19 protein-coding genes and 1 pseudogene are annotated in these 15,458 nt (G+C 62.9%); 10 read left to right on the forward strand and 10 right to left on the reverse strand.

Annotated features, from left to right (window positions below):
* Positions 1-24: 24 nt before the first annotated feature.
* Positions 25-462, reverse strand: coding sequence for a hypothetical protein (locus SGR02S_RS02655; protein ID WP_067105469.1), 438 nt, complete (start codon positions 460-462; stop codon positions 25-27).
* 118 nt (positions 463-580) lie between these two features.
* The gene (locus SGR02S_RS02660) at positions 581-1,387 is read right to left on the reverse strand and encodes a FadR/GntR family transcriptional regulator (RefSeq protein WP_067105470.1); all 807 of its coding nucleotides are present in this window, start codon (positions 1,385-1,387) and stop codon (positions 581-583) included.
* A 196-nt stretch (positions 1,388-1,583) separates the two neighbouring features.
* Between SGR02S_RS02660 and SGR02S_RS02665 the strand changes: the two genes are divergently transcribed.
* The 5 genes from SGR02S_RS02665 to SGR02S_RS02685 all read left to right on the forward strand — a co-directional run bounded on the left by SGR02S_RS02665 (position 1,584) and on the right by SGR02S_RS02685 (position 9,258).
* Complete coding sequence (locus tag SGR02S_RS02665) at positions 1,584-3,029, forward strand: MFS transporter (protein WP_156482935.1); 1,446 nt, start codon at positions 1,584-1,586, stop codon at positions 3,027-3,029.
* A 116-nt stretch (positions 3,030-3,145) separates the two neighbouring features.
* Complete coding sequence (locus SGR02S_RS02670) at positions 3,146-5,365, forward strand: TonB-dependent receptor (protein ID WP_067105472.1); 2,220 nt, start codon at positions 3,146-3,148, stop codon at positions 5,363-5,365.
* A 139-nt stretch (positions 5,366-5,504) separates the two neighbouring features.
* Positions 5,505-6,722 carry an amidohydrolase family protein gene (locus SGR02S_RS02675; protein WP_067105547.1) on the forward strand — a complete coding sequence of 406 codons (1,218 nt, stop codon included), beginning with the start codon at positions 5,505-5,507 and terminating at the stop codon, positions 6,720-6,722.
* A gap of 110 nt (positions 6,723-6,832) precedes the next feature.
* Positions 6,833-8,044 carry a CaiB/BaiF CoA transferase family protein gene (locus SGR02S_RS02680; protein ID WP_067105473.1) on the forward strand — a complete coding sequence of 404 codons (1,212 nt, stop codon included), beginning with the start codon at positions 6,833-6,835 and terminating at the stop codon, positions 8,042-8,044.
* Between the two features lie 23 nt (positions 8,045-8,067).
* Complete coding sequence (locus tag SGR02S_RS02685) at positions 8,068-9,258, forward strand: acyl-CoA dehydrogenase family protein (protein WP_067105474.1); 1,191 nt, start codon at positions 8,068-8,070, stop codon at positions 9,256-9,258.
* A 251-nt stretch (positions 9,259-9,509) separates the two neighbouring features.
* Here the strand turns inward: SGR02S_RS02685 and SGR02S_RS19465 are convergent, their stop codons facing one another.
* The 3 genes and pseudogenes from SGR02S_RS19465 to SGR02S_RS02695 all read right to left on the reverse strand — a co-directional run bounded on the left by SGR02S_RS19465 (position 9,510) and on the right by SGR02S_RS02695 (position 11,030).
* Positions 9,510-9,695 (reverse strand): helix-turn-helix domain-containing protein, encoded by a 186-nt coding sequence (locus SGR02S_RS19465; RefSeq protein WP_082737236.1) that lies wholly within the window; start codon positions 9,693-9,695, stop codon positions 9,510-9,512.
* A pseudogene (locus tag SGR02S_RS19905) lies at positions 9,664-10,083 on the reverse strand (conjugal transfer protein TraG); the annotation flags it as partial. The gene SGR02S_RS19465 and the pseudogene SGR02S_RS19905, both read right to left, overlap by 32 nt.
* A 569-nt stretch (positions 10,084-10,652) precedes the next feature.
* Entirely contained in the window at positions 10,653-11,030 is a 378-nt protein-coding gene (locus SGR02S_RS02695; protein ID WP_169799620.1) for an RNA-dependent RNA polymerase family protein, read from the reverse strand.
* 590 nt (positions 11,031-11,620) lie between these two features.
* Here SGR02S_RS02695 and SGR02S_RS02700 point away from each other — a divergent pair.
* Genes SGR02S_RS02700 through SGR02S_RS02715 form a run of 5 tightly spaced genes read left to right on the forward strand, consistent with a single transcriptional unit; the run spans position 11,621 to position 12,807 of the window.
* On the forward strand, positions 11,621-11,827 hold the full coding sequence (locus SGR02S_RS02700; protein ID WP_067105477.1) for a cold-shock protein: 207 nt from the start codon (positions 11,621-11,623) through the stop codon (positions 11,825-11,827).
* Positions 11,828-11,842: 15 nt separating this feature from the next.
* Positions 11,843-12,100: a translation initiation factor IF-1 gene (infA, locus tag SGR02S_RS02705; RefSeq protein ID WP_067105478.1), complete on the forward strand. Its 258-nt coding sequence runs from the start codon at positions 11,843-11,845 to the stop codon at positions 12,098-12,100.
* Between the two features lie 24 nt (positions 12,101-12,124).
* On the forward strand, positions 12,125-12,268 hold the full coding sequence (locus tag SGR02S_RS19910; RefSeq protein ID WP_156482936.1) for a hypothetical protein: 144 nt from the start codon (positions 12,125-12,127) through the stop codon (positions 12,266-12,268).
* A 16-nt stretch (positions 12,269-12,284) separates the two neighbouring features.
* Positions 12,285-12,491 carry a hypothetical protein gene (locus SGR02S_RS02710; protein ID WP_067105479.1) on the forward strand — a complete coding sequence of 69 codons (207 nt, stop codon included), beginning with the start codon at positions 12,285-12,287 and terminating at the stop codon, positions 12,489-12,491.
* Positions 12,472-12,807, forward strand: coding sequence for a hypothetical protein (locus SGR02S_RS02715; protein ID WP_156482937.1), 336 nt, complete (start codon positions 12,472-12,474; stop codon positions 12,805-12,807). Before SGR02S_RS02710 ends, SGR02S_RS02715 begins: the two co-directional genes overlap by 20 nt.
* Positions 12,808-13,015: 208 nt before the next feature.
* On the opposite strand, the gene SGR02S_RS02720 is transcribed toward SGR02S_RS02715, so the two are convergent.
* The 5 genes from SGR02S_RS02720 to SGR02S_RS02740 all read right to left on the reverse strand — a co-directional run bounded on the left by SGR02S_RS02720 (position 13,016) and on the right by SGR02S_RS02740 (position 15,028).
* Positions 13,016-13,285 carry a hypothetical protein gene (locus tag SGR02S_RS02720; RefSeq protein WP_067105481.1) on the reverse strand — a complete coding sequence of 90 codons (270 nt, stop codon included), beginning with the start codon at positions 13,283-13,285 and terminating at the stop codon, positions 13,016-13,018.
* Between the two features lie 30 nt (positions 13,286-13,315).
* Complete coding sequence (locus tag SGR02S_RS02725) at positions 13,316-13,549, reverse strand: hypothetical protein (protein ID WP_067105482.1); 234 nt, start codon at positions 13,547-13,549, stop codon at positions 13,316-13,318.
* Positions 13,539-13,814: a hypothetical protein gene (locus SGR02S_RS02730; RefSeq protein ID WP_067184112.1), complete on the reverse strand. Its 276-nt coding sequence runs from the start codon at positions 13,812-13,814 to the stop codon at positions 13,539-13,541. The genes SGR02S_RS02725 and SGR02S_RS02730 overlap by 11 nt, the downstream gene beginning before the upstream one ends.
* 10 nt (positions 13,815-13,824) lie before the next feature.
* The gene (locus SGR02S_RS02735; protein WP_067105484.1) at positions 13,825-14,460 is read right to left on the reverse strand and encodes a hypothetical protein; all 636 of its coding nucleotides are present in this window, start codon (positions 14,458-14,460) and stop codon (positions 13,825-13,827) included.
* Between the two features lie 244 nt (positions 14,461-14,704).
* Complete coding sequence (locus SGR02S_RS02740; RefSeq protein ID WP_067105485.1) at positions 14,705-15,028, reverse strand: DUF6961 family protein; 324 nt, start codon at positions 15,026-15,028, stop codon at positions 14,705-14,707.
* Positions 15,029-15,458 lie beyond the last annotated feature (430 nt).

A 15,458-nucleotide genomic window follows, 5' to 3' on the forward strand; every position in this document is an offset into this window, starting at 1 on the left:
TTGCAAGATGAATCCCCACACGCCTTAAAGGGTGATGTCGGCCAACTGGTCGTGCATCTCTGCAAGGACGCGCAACAGCGGCTTCGGCGCCTTGCGCATGTCGCCCTGCATCGAAACCCGACCGGCCTTCGCCATCGCCATGGCATGCACCGCCTGCGCCGCATTGTCTTCGGGCGTGGCGCGGCGCCGGTTCAGTCGCGCCGCCGGCAGCATGGCGTCATGGTCGCCCCGGACGACGACATCGGCGTCGATTTCCGTATCGAAGAATTCGACGCCCGCGCCGGTGATCCGCGCGGCGAGCACCACGGTCCCGCCGTCCGGCGGAACCGCCGTCACCACCTCGCACATGCGGAAGTCCGCGTCGGGAAAGCCGTGCCGATGCTGGTCGACCAGCGCGGTCAGGATCGCGCGCATCGCATCGCGCCAGCCGGGCGACGCATAGGCGTGGCGCGCGGCGGTCATGGGACGCGATCCGGCCGGATGAGCGGCGCAGGTGCGGCGGCTTCGGCGCAGGCCGATGCGTGACGACGATAGGAAATGGAACCCTCCCGCAATAATATAGTGCAATCATATCACTATATTATTGCGGGATCAACTGGCCGCCATAGAGATCAAGTACCGACGCCTCGCCCAACTCGCCGAGCACGATGTCCTTGAGCTGCTGCATATGCTGCCGCCACACCGCGGCCGCGGCCTCGGCGTTGCGGGACTCGATCATGTCGGTCAGCAACGTGTGGTTCGCCAGCGCCACCTTGTTGAGCTCGAGCTGGTCCTCGCGCGCGCGGGCGATGAAATGCGTCACGTGACGGCGGAATATGTCGTCGAGCATTCCGGTCATCAGCGCCAGCACGACATTGCCCGCGCGCTGCATCAATATGCGGTGGAATTCGGCGGTCGCGAGCGCGAATACGTTGAAATTCTCCAGATTGTCGCGTTCCTTGGCCAGATGGTCGCGGAGCGCCTTCAGGTCATCGTCGGTGCGCGTCGTCGCCAGCGCGCGCATCAGCGGCGGCTCGATGATCAGGCGCGCCTCCAGCACTTCCTTGAGCGAAGCGCCGCGAATCTGCAGCAGGGTGCCGATCGACTTGGCCGCGATCTCGTCCTTGGGCAGCTTGATCCGCGCCCCGCCACCGGCGCCGCGCTTCACCTCGATCAGCGATTCGGCTTCCAACACGCGGAACGCCTCGCGCAACGAAGAACGCGAAACACTGAACTCAAGCATCATCTCCGCTTCTGCGGGCAGTGCGTCGCCGGCCTTGAGCTCGCCCAGAACGATGCGGCGCCGCAGTTTCTCGGCAATGATCTCGGCCGCCTTGGGAACATGGATCGGCTGGGATTTGGCGACGGGTTCGCGCTCGCGGCGCGGCGTCTTCGTTCTGGTTGCCAAAGGCTTATTCCCTCGTAGAGTCCGGATAAGGTGCGATGATAGTCCTATAAAATGGGGAATCCCTCGTTTCAATGCCCCGTCGACGGTCGAAAAGGCCGAAAGAGGCGCGGAAACATAATTGGTGCACTCTTTTTATTGCGCAGTCCGCGGCTTTCGCACATGGTCGTGAAAACAACAACGACATGCGGGAGAGGATGTGACCACAGACGCATCGACGGCCACCCCTGGCCGTGAGCAATCGGCGGAGCGGCGCAACGCCCTGCACGGCTGGCGGACCATGGCCTTCGCGAGCCCGTCCTTCGCGCTGACAGCCATGCTGCTGCCGGTGCTGATGTATCTGCCCGATTATTATGCCCGCGACCTCGGCGTCGATCTGGCGGTCGTCGCCTTCGTGCTGACGACGGTGCGAATCGCCGACATCGCCTTCGACCCTGTGCTGGGGCTGATGATGGACCGCAGCCATCCCCGCACCGGGCGCTACCGGACATGGTTCCTCTGCGGTATCCCGCTGGCGGCGATCGCGATCTACATGCTCTATAACGCCCCCGTCGGCGTGTCGGGCGCCTATCTCTTCCTGTGGCTGGCCGCCGCCAACGTCGGGCAGTCGGTCAGCTATCTGGCGCATATCTCGTGGGCGGCCTCGGCGGCGCGCTCCTACGATCACCGGTCCAACATCTTCGGCTGGCTGATGGTCTTTTCAGTGCTCGGCATGTTCCTGATCATGGCGCTGCCCCCCGTGCTGAGCCTCACCCTCGGCTGGGAGCGGCCGCACGCCGTGCAATCGATGGGCTGGCTGATGATCGCCTCGCTGCCGCTGACCGCGCTGCTGGCGATCGCCGCGGTCGGCGAGCCGCCCCGCCGGCCGACGCTGGTACGCCCCTCGCGCCAGGATCTGCTCGCGTTGCTGCGCCGGGGGCTCGTGGTCCGGCTGATCGCCGCGGACATCGTCTGGGGCATCGGGCCATCGGTCGCGGCGGCCCTGCTCTTCGCCTTTTTCGACAGCCTCAAACTGATCGAGCGCGACCTCGCCGGGCTGGCACTGCTCGCCTATTTCATTGGCGGCATGCTGGGCGCACCGATCTGGGTCCGGATCGCGAAACGCACAGGCAAGCATCGCGCGCTGCTGTGGTCGGGGCTGACCTATGCCGTCGTTCAGTCGGCGATCCTGCTCGTTCCGGCGGGCAATGTGCCGCTCGCCCTCGCCGGAATGGCGATCGCCGGCCTGCCCAGCAATGCGGGCCCGATCCTCATCCGGTCGATGATGGCCGACGTCGCCGACGAGGTCCGGCTCGCAACGGGGGTCGATCGCCTGTCGCTGCTGCTGTCGCTGCTGTCGTCGATCGGGAAGATCGGGCCAGCGGTCATGACCGGGCTCGCGCTCTATGCCCTCAGCCTTGCGGATTTCGACATCGCGCTCGGCGCCCGCAACAGCACGGAGAGCCTGTGGCTGCTCGGCTTCCTCTATGCGATCGTTCCCGCCGCAACCGGCCTGCTGACCGCATGGGTCATTCGCGGTTACCGGCTCGACGCCACGACCCACGCCGATATCTGCCGCCAACTCGACGAACGCGACCGGACGGCGGAGCGCGAAGCGGAAACGCCCGAGCCGACACAGAAAAAAACTTCGCTTGCATCAATTTAGTGTATTGAGTGCACTAATTAATAGCTTTATCGTCGACATGTTGCACCGAATCCCGCTGCGAGACGGCGACACGGCGCGACGAGGCAAACACAACATGTCTCTGGGGAGAGGCCTAAATGTCAGATAATTTCCGGCGCCTGCGCGCCCTGCTGTTCGTCTCCGCGACCTTCGCCGTTCCGCTTTCCGCCGCTCAGGCGCAGGACGCCGCCTTGCCAGCCGACATGGCAGCGACCGGGGGCGGAGCGAGCGACATCGTTGTCACGGCCCAGAAGCGAGTGCAGAATGTGAAGGACGTTCCGATCGCGGTGACCGTCATCGGCGGCAACCGGATCGAGGAAGAGCAGATCACCAGCTTCCACGACATCGAGCGCATCGCGCCGAGCTTCAAGTCGCTGCAGCTCGGCGATGCCCGCGCATCGACGATGAACATGCGCGGTGTCAGTTCGGTGCAGGGCAATCCCGGCCGCCAGTCGTCGCTCGGCGTCTTCATCGACGGGGTTTTCATGGCGCGGACCGGCATGGCGTCCTCGCAGGATTTCCTCGATATCGAGCGCATCGAGGTGCTGCGCGGCCCGCAGGGCACGCTGTTCGGCATGAACACCGCCGGCGGCCTGATCCACATCATCACGCGCAAGCCGAACCTGTCCGAATTGTCGGGCCGGGCCGAAGTTGTCATCGGCGAATATGATACGCTGGAAGCGCGCGGCTATGCGACCGCGCCGCTGATCGAGAACAAGCTGGGCCTTAGCGTCTCGGCCGCGAAGAGCACGCGCGGCGGCCTTCTCTACAATTCGGTGCTCGACCGCAGGGTCGATACCGAGAACAAGTTCAACGTCCGCGGCAAGCTCTATTATGCCGACGACGGCATCGACGTCCTGCTGTCGGCCGACTACCACAAGGAAACGTCGATCTGCTGCAGCGCCGTCTTCACCCGGGTGACGGGCACGCCCGCGACCGGCCTGGGGGCCTATCCCGTCACCGTGCCCCCCGGCTCGCCATACAGCCGGATCACGATTCAGGACGGGCTCAGCACGAATCCCAACGAAGGCGGCGGCGTCAGCGCCGAAATCAACGTCGCCGTCGGCGATCACACGCTGACGTCGCTCACCGCATGGCGCCAGTGGACCGTTCGCTCGATCAACGACCCCGATTCGGTGAACTGGAATTTCCTCAACGATTTCCTGATTTATCAGAAGCACAGCCAGTTCAGCCAGGAGTTGCGGCTCGCTTCGCCCGCGGACCAGCCGCTGACCTATCTCGCCGGCCTGTTCTTCTATGACCGGCGATCGCGCGATTACGAGGATCTGCACATCGGCAAAGATCCGCTGCCGCCCGTGCTGCTCACCGGACAGGCGGCGATCACCGATTCGCGGGTCAAGGACCGCACCTACGCCATCTTCGGCCAGGCGGAATACAAGCTCACCGACAAGCTGACCGCCGCTCTCGGCGCCCGCTACACATGGGAACCGCAGAAGTTCAGCTTCGACCAGCAGTCCCAGATTTATATCTACCCCAATTTCGGGCAGATCTATCGCAAGCGCACCGACAGGGCGCTCACCTGGAAGGCCGACCTGCGCTATGCCTGGACGCCCGAGGTGACGACCTATGTCAGCGTCGCGCGCGGCTTCAAGCCCGGCGGCATGACCATGACGCGCGTTTCCAGCCTGGCGGGCCTGATGTTCGAGGAAGAGACCAATATCAATTACGAGGTCGGCCTGAAGGGGATTTTCTTCGACCGCACCCTTACCCTGAACACCGCCGCTTTCTACACCGAGTATAATGACTTCCAGACGACGGCGTTCGACGGCACGCGCTACATCACCGCCAATGCCGAGCAGTTCACGACCCAGGGCATCGAAGTCGAAGGCCAGTGGGCGCCGTCACGGCACGTCTCGCTCTTCTTCGGGGGCAGCTATGTCGACGCGCATTATACCGATTTCACCAACGGCCAGTGCACCGGCGTCGCTGGCGCGTGCGACCTGTCGGGCCAGCGCCTGAACGGATCGGCGAAGTGGAATCTCAATATCGGGGGCAGCTTCTCCGCGCCGATCACCACCGGTCTCGATGGCTATCTCCGGCTCGACTACGCATGGAAGAGCGATTCCTACGTCGCGCAGGACCTCGACCCGAATTCGCGCATCGCGCCCTATGGCGTCGCGAACGCACGTGTCGGGATCGAAACCGACGACGGCTTCAGCGTCGAAGTCTTTGCCAAGAATCTGTTCGACAAGAAATATCTGCTCTTCACCTACGGTCTGCCCTTCGGCGCCGGCGGTCATGTCGGCTACGTCGGCGCGCCGCGCCTGATCGGCGTTCGCCTTTCGAAGGCCTTCTAGATGAGGGGCACCCCAAAGGACGGATCGGGCGCCGGAGCCGACCGCTTCGGGGCTTGCCGCCTTATGAATTAGTGCTATGATTCAACTATAAATATATGATTGGGATAGCCTTGCCCCGCGCAAGCCAGAGGAGATGCACATGCCTTATGTTGAAAACCAGATCGTCCATGACGCCGATGCCCATATCGTCGAAATGCCCGACTGCCTCGATCCCTATTTCGATCCCGGCATGCTCGAAGTCTATCACGAGGCACGCAACCAGGAGCGCGAGTTCCGCGCGCGCATGGCCCCACTGATCGAGATGGGGGCGTTCGACAAATGGGCGGCGAAGCATGACGATCCCGAATTCCGCGCCGGCGCGGACGAGAACGTCCACAGGCGCAAGATGTATGAAGCGCTCGGCGCCTTCCGGGCCGAGGACCGCCCGCATGTGCTCGATCTTCAGGGCTATGCCAGCCAGCTGATCTTCACCTCGCTGTGCCTGCGCAACTTCGACTTCGACAAGGGTCCGAACATGGACCTCGCCTATGCCTCGGCGCGGGCGCACAACCGGATGATGGTCGATTACTGCTCGGTCGACCCGCGGCTGCTGCCGACGGCCTATATCCCGATCGCCGACATGAAGCGCACCGTGACGGAGGCTCGCTATGCGATCGAGTTGGGGGCCAAGGCACTGATGATCCCGGCCCATCCGCCGGCGACGCATTCGCACGCCCATATCGACCTCGAACCGCTGTGGGCGATGGCGCAGGAAGCCGGCCTGCCGATCGTCTTCCACATCGCCGGGACCGAACTGCCGCAGGGGTACAAGTTCACGGGCCGCGCCAATGTGAACGACACGGTGAGCGGCGGCGACGGCGATCATAATTCGCTGGGCCTCATCGCCATCCCGCATCCCATCCTGCTCACGCTGTCGGCGCTGATGTTCGACGGCGTGATGTGTAAGTTCCCGAAGCTGAAGTTCGGGGTCATCGAACTCGGCGCGTCATGGCTGCCCAGCCTGATGAAACTGCTCGATTCGAGTGTCCTGGCCTTTTCGCGGCACGAGGAGCGGCTGCGCCAGCTGTCCGCGACGCCCAGCGAGATCATCCGCCGCCAGGTGCGCGTCACGCCCTACCCCACCGACGACACCGGCTGGATCATCGCCAATTCGGGACCAGAAATCTGCATGTATTCGTCGGATTATCCGCATCCGGAGGGCGGCACCGATCCGATGAAACGGTTCCGTGCCTCGATGGAAGCCGCCAACCTGCCGCAGGCGACGTTCGACGCGTTCCTGCGCGAAAATTACATCGACATGATGGGCGAAGGGCTCGCGCCCGACCTGCGCTATCCCAAGCATCTGGTTGCCGCCTGATTTCCTTGCTTGGCGGGGCCGCCTCGGGCCGGCGTTTTCGGCGCCGGCCCATTTTTCCGGGGCAGACCCATCAAAACCGAATGCGCTCGAGGGATAGGTGAGAGGACGATATGACGTCAGCGAATGACAGCACATTGCCGGACGGACCGCTGGCGGGGGTCAGGATACTCGAAATCGGGCATTATATCGCGGCCCCGCATTGCGCGATGATGCTCGCCGATCAAGGCGCCGACGTCGTCAAGCTGGAGCCGCTGTCGGGCGATCCCGGGCGGCAATCGCCTCCCCTCGCCGACAATGGCGAAAGCCTCGCCTTCGCCTGCCACAACCGCGGCAAGCGCAGCGTCGCGATCGACCTGCGCGATCCGGCGAACCGCCCCGCCCTCGACTCGCTGCTCGGCTGGGCCGACATCGTCGTCACCAACTATGCGGCCGGCATACCCGAAAAGCTGGGGTTCGGCTTCGGTCGCCTGCAACAGGTCAATCCGGCGGCGTCGATGGTTCACATCACCGGCTATGGCGCCGACGATCCGCGCCGCGATTTCCTGGCATTCGATCCGACGATCCAGGCGATGAGCGGCTTTGCGGCGCTCAACGCGACGATCGACGGCCCGCCCCTCGCCAGCCCCTTCTTCATGGCCGATCATTCGGTTGCGATGAACGCCGCTTTCGCCGCGATGTGCGCACTGTGGGAACAGCGCCGCACCGGAAAGGGCCGCTTCGTCTCGCTCTCGATGATGGAATCGATGACTTCGCAGCTCAGCTATCACATCCCCTCGGCAGGGGTGAAGGGTAAGGTCGCCGGGCGTGGCTCCGGCTTCGGCATGTTCGACATGTTCCCGACGAAGGATGCGCCGATCTTCCTGGCGCCCGGCGCGCCCGACATGTGGAGCGCGCTGTTCCGCCTGCTTGGCCACCCCGAATGGATACCCGAAAAGGGCGAGAAACTCGACCTCGCGTCGAATCCCGCGCGCATCATGGAGGTGATGAAGGCCGTAACCGCCTGGCTCGCCGAGCGCAGTTCGAAGCAGGCCTTCACCGAATTGCAGCAGGTCGGCATCGCGTGCGGCGTCGCGCGCAGCGTCGAACAGCTTTATCAGGAGGAGCGCGCCGACGAGACGAGCGCCATCGTCTTCGCCGAACTGGCGCGCGATGGCGGCTCGGTGCCGGTGCCGGGCGCGGCGTTCCGCATGATGCCCGACGGATCGGTTCCGACCGACGTTCCCAGTCTTGGCGCCGACACGCGCGCGGTGCTGGGCGAGTTGGGGCTGAGCGACGACCGGCTCGATGCGCTCCAGGGGCACACCGCCGCCGCGGCGTCCTGATCCGAACGAAACGAGCCCCCGATATGCCCGATTCCCATGCGGACGAGCCGTTCAGGCGCGAGGTCCGCGCATGGCTGGACACCCATTGCCCACCCGAGATGCGCGGCCCCGCCGACGGCGAAGAGGATCACTGCTGGGGCGGCCGCAACCCCGAATTCAAGAACGATGCGCAGCGTCGCTGGATGGAGGCGATGGTGGCGCGTGGGTGGACCGTTCCCGACTGGCCGGTCGAATATGGCGGGGGCGGCCTTTCGTCCGGGCAATGCCGGATATTGAAGCAGGAACTGGCGCGTATCGAAGCGCGCAACCCATTGTTCAGCTTCGGCATCTCGATGCTCGGCCCGGCGCTGCTTAAATTCGGCACCGAAGAGCAGAAGCACCGCTTCCTTCCCGAGATCGCACGCGGAGAGATCCGGTGGTGCCAGGGTTATTCGGAACCCAACGCCGGCTCCGACCTTGCCGCGCTACAGACGCGGGCGGACGACAAGGGAGACCACTGGCTGGTCAACGGCCAGAAGATATGGACCAGCCATGCCGACAAGGCCGACTGGATCTTCTGCCTGACGCGCACCGACCCCGCCGCGCCGAAGCATCGGGGGATCAGCTTCCTGCTTTTCGACATGGCCAGCCCGGGCGTCACGACGCGGCCGATCCGGTTGATCTCGGGCCTGTCGCCATTCTGCGAAACCTTCTTCGACGACGTCCGCGTTCCCAAAGACCAGGTGGTCGGCGAGGTCGGCAAAGGCTGGGACGTCGCGAAATTCCTGCTCGGCCACGAACGGGAGATGATCGCCGGCATCGGCCTGCTCGGCCCCGAGGAGGGGCTGGGCGCCGAATTTGCCGATCTGCTTGCGGCCGATCCCATCCTGCGGGCGGAGGTCGCGGCGTTCGACGTCGACGCGCTCGCCTTTCGCGCGATGAGCGAGCGCTTCGTCGACGAGCTGAAAAGCGGCCGGGCGCACCCCGTGCAGCCGTCCCTGATGAAATATGCCGCCACCGAACTGCACAAGCGCCGCCACGAACTGCGGATGGCGCTCGCCGGCACCGCCACGCTCGAATGGGAGAGTGAGCGCACCACCTTTGGCATGCCGGCGCGAGAATGGTTGCGAACCAAGGGCAATTCAATCGAAGGCGGCACCAGCGAAGTCCAACTCAGCATTATTGCCAAACGGCTGCTGAACCTGCCGGTAGCGGGAGCCACACCATCCACCTAATGGCATGTTAATATTGAATATTCTCTCCGATCGGACAGGACATACCCTCACTCATACCCTCACGCGACCACAAAGAAAAAATGGGAATCGAAAAGAGGATGAAACGCGAAAAAAGGGAATCGAACACGCCGGTGGTGGGGCTTACTTGTCCTTCATCCTGCATTTGGCGAAAACGCGAAATTGCAGGATAAATTGCCTATGGACAGGCGCGAGCGATCTTGCCTGTCGTTCCTGTGGCTCGCTCATGGCACCTAACTTTTCTCGAACAGGCGCTTGAGACTGGCGTATCGGACGAAGGTTGATCGACCGACCTTTACCGTTTCAAGCTCGCCGGCCTTGATGAGTTCGTAGAGCGTCGATCGACCTATGCCGGTGAGTTTCACCGCGGCGGCTATGCGGACGCATACCCGAGCGCGTCGGGGCGAAGGCCATGACATGCTCCGGCCCGTCGTGGCGAAGATAGCGCCACCGCTTGCGGCCGAGAAAGACGCTGCTGTCGCTGAGCAGGCCGGCGCGGTCGATCTCGCCGTTTGTAGCCCAGCGCGCGGAGCCGTATGTGGTGACATGCCGCGACTGGCGCGCGCGCCATAGCGACCCGGCGATGGCGGACGCGCAGCCGAGAAAGCCGCTCGCTCCGGCGATCATCCCGGCCTTGTCGAAAACCTCGGGCGCGTAGGCTTCGTAGTGATACCACCACGGAAATATCGCCCACGGCCGATAGACCGGCGTGTCGAACAGGACAAACCATGCCGGTCCAAGCTGCGGCTGATAACCTAGCTGTGCCGCACACCATTGCGTGGCGATCCAGACGCCTGCGATTACCATCGCGAAAACGACGAAAATCTGTCCGACAAGGAGTTTGGTAGGCGTTAAGACATTTTCCCGGCGACGCAGGGATCGCGTCGGCGTCCCAAAAATCAGCCGGGTCGGTGAAATCTCATATGACGGTTATGGCGCGTGATGACGCGCCGCGACGCAGTGCGAAGGGCTATCAGATTTCGCTATAGGTATCGGCGTGACTGCATCGCGCCTGATGTCGGCCGTTCCACCTCTGATGAGCCCGAGCCGAAATGCGGGCACCGCCGTCCTTTTCGCTCTCCGCCAGCGGCCGGTCGAGCACGATGCCGCACGCCGTACGGTATTACTCGACATGCTTGGGCATTTGGCCGAGCACAGTTAGTGCTAGGAGACCGCGCCGCGGAGCGCGGAATAGGAAATTGATCGACGAGGCCGCGACTTTCGAAGGTTCCTCAACACTTTCAGCGTTTTGGGCGAATAGCGTTCCGACAGAGCGGCTGGCCGCCGGAGCATCCTACCTTTTGCGGATACCGTGATCGACCGAAGGGCGCTTATAGCCATCCCGTATCCGGTATTTGAAAGCCGATAGATTCGGGTTAGTCCCTCCCAGCTACAAGTAGCTCCCTCTGACCTTCATTTACGCTACCGACATAATTCAGGATTCCGGCGACTTGTTCGTCCGAACCGCCTTGAATATTTTCGAGAAATTCGACCATCCGATCAGCAGCAATTTCCATACGCCTGCTACCGATATGGATGTTGAAAGCGGTGATCTCTGCTGCGGGCCCATCGGACTTGGCATCATTTATAACGAAGCCGGATGCATCGGCGGCAGCGCGTATTTCGCTCAAAGCATGATCAACCGTCGCAACATCGTGCGAGGACACGATGATGTCGTCTACATATATCGACACTGGCCAGACTGCGTTGTTGACGCAAGCGATCGCCGCGCCGAGAGCCGAATGGTCAAGCACGACAGACGCTAACAATGGCGATTGAATTAAACCGAACCGCAGGCTGAAGTTCCGTTGCCCCCTTAACCGTCGCTATTATCGCAGATGGCCGCCGTGGTTTCGCAAGCCTCTTGGAACGGCGCTTATTGCAGAAGACATAGGAAGCTATGCGTTGTGCGGCTCTGGAAGGTGGTTATTCCGCCCGGCACGGACATAGATACATCCAGCCAATCCCGCCGCGTTGGCGACGTCCCAATCAATAGCTCATGCAGAGCACACGACGCTTATATCGGCACCAGAGCTGACATCGACGCGCATCGCGCAGATCCGCCAGCAGGTCGAGAAGGCGACGAGAGGCCGCGACCGTAAGAAGCTGCGATTGAATAATTCCAGTCCTCAAAGAGAAAAACAGGAAACACCGCCCTCGCCATTTAATGAAAATCCAGGCAGAAACTTGACTTTTCGAAAAGGATGGCCCATATCACAGTTGCTAACGTCGCCTGCGACGGAATTTTGATACCCCGCTCCGGGGCGATTCTTCCCTTCTCACGCTTCCAGCTCTGTCGGTGCTTTTGCCGGCGGATATCCTGTTTTCGTGAAAGGAAACACTCATGCCGATCGGCAAAGTCAAATTCTTCAACAGCGACAAGGGCTATGGCTTCATCTCGAATGAAGACGGCTCGGGCGACAGCTTCGTCCATGTGACTGCCGTCGAGCGCGCCGGAATGGCGTCGCTGGGCAAGGACCAGCGCGTCTCGTACGAACTGGAAACCGGCCGCGACGGCAAGATCTCCGCGGTCAATCTCGAAGCGGCCTGACCCGGCCCTTCGGCAATGGCCAAGGAAGATGTCCTCAGCTTCGAGGGCTCGATCGAGGAAATCCTGCCCGACGGGCGGTTCCGCGTCATCCTTGAAAATGGCCATCGGCTGATCGCCTATACCGCCGGACGGATGCGACGCTTTCGTATCCGTTCGGTGGTCGGCGACGCCGTCCGCGTCGAAATGACGCCCTATGACCTGACCAAGGGCCGCATCGTCTACCGCGATCGCGGCCCCGGCGGTCCAGCCGGCGGCGCGCGCAAGCGCCGCTGACACCTGAGAATCAAGAAGACCAATATGTTTCAGACCAACACCATTCTACCCGCGCTCGCCGGCCTCCCGCTGGCAGGCAATCCGATCACTATAGGCCGCACGCCGCGCCGTTCGCCAACGCTCTCGCGCCGCGAACTGAAGCGGCTGATCGCCGACATGATCGATTGAACGAAAGGAAAGCGCCGTGGCAGCAACCAGCGACAATTATCGCGAACAGGCCGAGCGATGCGAGGCCGACGCCGCCGCGGCGGACCTGACACTAGTTCGCGAGCGCAATCTCCGTTCGGCCGCCGCGTGGCACGCGCTGGCCAACCGCCAGTTCAAATCCGAACAGGCCCGCGCTGACAGGGATCGGCTCGCCGAAGCGGTCCGTGCCCAATGTCTCGCCTGAATCCGCGAGCGCGAACCTGAATCACCGGCACGGCGGCCGTCAGCATGACGAAAGGCCCCACCAGGACACCATCATGGATATGAACCAGCTCTTCTATCATCATCAAATGGCCGTGATCGCTGCCGACCGGGCACACCGCGCCGGCGAAGCACCCGCCGGTTTCGATCTCCCGAACCATTATGCCCGGCGGATCAACCGGTTTCGCGAAAAACGCGGTCTCGAACCTGATTTTGTCGGATATAGCAGCGCGCATGCGCGGTGGCCCGTCGCGGTGATAAAGACCGGCTCGGGCGCGATCGCGCTCGACATCGCCTAGCATCGGCCTATTGTCGTATGACAAAGGCTTTCCTCGCGACCCGGGAAGGCCAATGGGGCTTCCTTTGGTCACGAGCGCAGAGGATGAAAGGGCTTCGCATGCAGATGCGAGGCCCTTTTGCGATGGAGATTTGCCCGATCGTCCGAAGTCTCTTCGCGATGGCCCGCACGATTTCCGGTGCAGCAGAAAGTCCAAATCCCGCGCGCTATCAAACGCGCGGGAGCGACAGCAAAGCAGCCGGCGGGAAACCGCCACCGTCGACGGTGAGATAAAAACGCCGCGACGAGCCGTGCTGTAGCGCCACGATATCGATCCTCTCTTCCTGGAACCATATCCAGAAGCGATGAACCTCGTCCTTCGTCCAGTCGATGATCTGATCGACGAGGAACAGGCTTTCGCCGACTTTTACCGCCTCGATATGATGCGTCCGTCCGTCCATCCCGCCTTGCCGGATGCCGGTGATTTCATAATCGGCCATGCCGGATGCTCCATCCCTGTGTCATGGCCACTAGTAGCGAACGGGCACGATGCGAATGCGATCGATCGCGCCGGGCGACGCCCGCGACCGGGCGATCGCTTCCGTACGCAGCATGTCGAGAGTAAGCGCGTCATAGTCCTGCTCGTCGGGCTGCATGGCCAGATCGGTTTCGACGACAAGAATGACTTTGCGTGCCAGCCCGTCGATTTCCCACTCGAACCATGTGCGCGTGATATGCCGCGCGGCTTCCCGATCACCTGACATGGCGCTCACCGGTCTCGGCCGCGCGCGAGCGGATTTCCCGCTCGACGAGAGCGTAGCCCGTATCGCTCAGGGTGGCGATTGCGATCGGGCGGCCGCGCAATTCGGCGCTTTCGCCATTCAGGAAGGTCAGCGCGGGATCGCGCCCGCCGAGCAACTGGAAAGCGAGCGCGCTGATCGCGCCCTGACGCTTCGCTTCTTGCGGCGGAAGCGGTGCGAAGGGCCGGCGCCGCCTGAACGGATTGGTCCGCGCGCGCGCCGCCGGCATCTCCTTGCGGTCAGGCATCATTGGCTTGCCTCCCGGAATTCGCAGCGCTCTCGCGCTGACGACGCAGCGCGGCGCGGGCATCCTCGATATTGGTATAGCGAAAGCTTCCCACGCTGAACTGGTCAACATAGCTATGGACGATGCCCTCGTCCGACTGCGGGCGGAAAGGCCGCAGATGCACGGCCTGCCGTTCGTGGGGGGGGGGCGGAGGCAGGTCGGCAGCCAGCTTCGCGAGTTTTTCCTCGTCGAGATCGAGGGCCTGGTAGATATCGTGTCCGATGACCCACAGCTCTTCGTGGAGATCGGTCAAGCGCTCGGCTATGCCGCCCAGCGCGCATGCCGCGCGCTCGGCCTCGGTCATGGCCAGCGCCTTGTTGACGAGAAGTTCGGCAACCAGCGTGTCGCCAAGAAAAACCGGATAGTCGTCGCCCTGTGCCGAGGTCGGAGGATCCGCGCGCGGGCCGCCGTCTCGATCGGCCATGAGGGCCGGACCGACGCCGAGGCCGCGCCGCGCGCGATACTCGCCGATCCGCTTCGCATAATAGCGCGGAAGATCGAAATTGGCGTGGGGCCGCCCATCGCGGTGGGCGCGGTTCGCTGCGATCAGCGCCATCTGGTGATGATAAAGGAGTTGATTGAGATCCACGTCCACCTCCCGTTCAGCGGGAGCGCGATGGTCTCTCAGTCCCCGGCAAGCGAAAGGACGCCGACGATCTCATGGAGATGGGGTAGCGGCTTCTCATTTACAAGAGAGGGGGTTCGGCCCCGTGCTTGCCGGCTCGCAATGCTGCGGATCGACAGCGGCTTGCAGCCGACAACCGAGCGGCGCCGAAATTCAGCCTGGGTGCTTTGATAGCCGATATTGAACCCGTCGAAGAGAAAGGGTCGAGCTAATCACTCTGAAACTGATCGACTGAGTTCAATTGCACGCGTTCCGCGGGTGTATCCGGCGAGGCCGAATTGCATGGCGTGTGTGCACTTTGGCGCTGGCCGCGCGGCCCGTCCATATTGACGGCGCAAGCGCCCGGCAGGCGGATCGCATGCAGATCGGTCAGGCATCCGGCGACCTGCGACCAGAATTCCGCGTCCTCGATTTCACCAGCATCGCGCAGCCGGTCGATACGCCGTGCGAGAACCTCGGGCCCACGATCGCCAAACTGATTTTCGATGGCGAGGGCTTGGCCCCACAGGTCGCGAGTGGCCTTCGTTCCCATAGGTGCGACTCCAATTATCTCCCGAATATATCGCCGGCCTTGCGGGAATCCAAAATCCGGCGCGCTTCGAACGGCTGACCAAATGTTTGGCCGGTGGCACCCCGTCGCCTCACAGCCAAGACCACAGCCGACGAGCCAGACGATTTTCGGCGATTTTCCGGGAGAGGGTCCTATGATTCAGATCTTGGGGGGCTTGGGTGGAACCGATTCATCCGGTACCGCTCCGGGCTGCGCTGATCCTGATTCCGTTCCACACGACCGAGTCGCGGATCGCACGCAGTGACATCTGGAATGCCGTCGCGCCGCGGTTGTTCGGCTTTGGCTAAGCTCGGCCGTCTCGGCAGGCATAAGTTGAACCGCCGTCGCGGCAGCCTTCTCGATCATGTGCGGCATTTGCGTCGCGCCGGGACGGCGCGAAGCCTTTCATCGA

Source organism: Sphingopyxis granuli NBRC 100800, from assembly GCF_001591045.1.
Lineage (GTDB): Bacteria > Pseudomonadota > Alphaproteobacteria > Sphingomonadales > Sphingomonadaceae > Sphingopyxis > Sphingopyxis granuli.

Bases quoted from the DNA above. Each gene is read 5' to 3' on its own strand.
- SGR02S_RS02655 (WP_067105469.1), bottom strand. From the start codon at position 462: ATGACCGCCGCGCGCCACGCCTATGCGTCGCCCGGCTGGCGCGATGCG.
- SGR02S_RS02670 (WP_067105472.1), top strand. From the start codon at position 3,146: ATGTCAGATAATTTCCGGCGCCTGCGCGCCCTGCTGTTCGTCTCCGCG.
- SGR02S_RS02675 (WP_067105547.1), top strand. From the start codon at position 5,505: ATGCCTTATGTTGAAAACCAGATCGTCCATGACGCCGATGCCCATATC.
- SGR02S_RS02680 (WP_067105473.1), top strand. From the start codon at position 6,833: ATGACGTCAGCGAATGACAGCACATTGCCGGACGGACCGCTGGCGGGG.
- SGR02S_RS02685 (WP_067105474.1), top strand. From the start codon at position 8,068: ATGCCCGATTCCCATGCGGACGAGCCGTTCAGGCGCGAGGTCCGCGCA.
- SGR02S_RS19465 (WP_082737236.1), bottom strand. From the start codon at position 9,695: ATGTCATGGCCTTCGCCCCGACGCGCTCGGGTATGCGTCCGCATAGCC.
- SGR02S_RS02700 (WP_067105477.1), top strand. From the start codon at position 11,621: ATGCCGATCGGCAAAGTCAAATTCTTCAACAGCGACAAGGGCTATGGC.
- infA (WP_067105478.1), top strand. From the start codon at position 11,843: ATGGCCAAGGAAGATGTCCTCAGCTTCGAGGGCTCGATCGAGGAAATC.
- SGR02S_RS19910 (WP_156482936.1), top strand. From the start codon at position 12,125: ATGTTTCAGACCAACACCATTCTACCCGCGCTCGCCGGCCTCCCGCTG.
- SGR02S_RS02720 (WP_067105481.1), bottom strand. From the start codon at position 13,285: ATGGCCGATTATGAAATCACCGGCATCCGGCAAGGCGGGATGGACGGA.
- SGR02S_RS02725 (WP_067105482.1), bottom strand. From the start codon at position 13,549: ATGTCAGGTGATCGGGAAGCCGCGCGGCATATCACGCGCACATGGTTC.
- SGR02S_RS02730 (WP_067184112.1), bottom strand. From the start codon at position 13,814: ATGCCGGCGGCGCGCGCGCGGACCAATCCGTTCAGGCGGCGCCGGCCC.
- SGR02S_RS02740 (WP_067105485.1), bottom strand. From the start codon at position 15,028: ATGGGAACGAAGGCCACTCGCGACCTGTGGGGCCAAGCCCTCGCCATC.